This is a genomic window from Plebeiibacterium sediminum, from assembly GCF_026013605.1.
Classification (GTDB): Bacteria; Bacteroidota; Bacteroidia; order Bacteroidales; family Marinilabiliaceae; genus Saccharicrinis; species Saccharicrinis sediminus.
The window spans coordinates 1-415 of record NZ_JAPDPJ010000339.1 but is presented as its reverse complement, the minus strand read 5'-3'; the positions used below and the strand labels follow the sequence as shown (position 1 = coordinate 415).

The window sequence follows — 415 nt, the reverse complement described above, 5'->3', positions numbered from 1 at the left end:
CGGCTACACCTGCTTCGCTCAAAAAACTACGGTGCCTTCGTCGAAAGCGCTGAACTTGACTTTCGTACCTCAAGTCTTCAAACAACACCGCTTTTTCCGACTACAGCATCTTGTTTTTTGGCTCACCAGCTAATGCCGGAAGAACCATTCGAGATTGAAACATCTATTCTTCACTATTAGAATTTAGTTAACTACTTTTCACTGGTGCAAGATTGCATCTTGTACCTTTCCTACTTCAATAAATACAACTTATTCGTTCGGCATTGCGTCTCGCTATGTCGTCTAAAACCAGGCCTCTGGCCGTATTTAAATTTTATCTCTTTTTATTTTATTCTATGCAGTGTATCTTGCTCAAATGCTGGTTCGAGTTTGCAACTCGGACCTTATAATACAATATTCTAGCACCGTTTACCTC

General features: G+C 40.5%; 1 protein-coding gene. It reads left to right on the top strand.

Annotated elements, in window-relative coordinates; translation table 11 throughout:
• Positions 1-180 (top strand): hypothetical protein (locus OM075_RS25710; protein ID WP_301193404.1); only part of this gene is annotated, 180 nt, incomplete at its 5' end.
• Positions 181-415 lie beyond the last annotated feature (235 nt).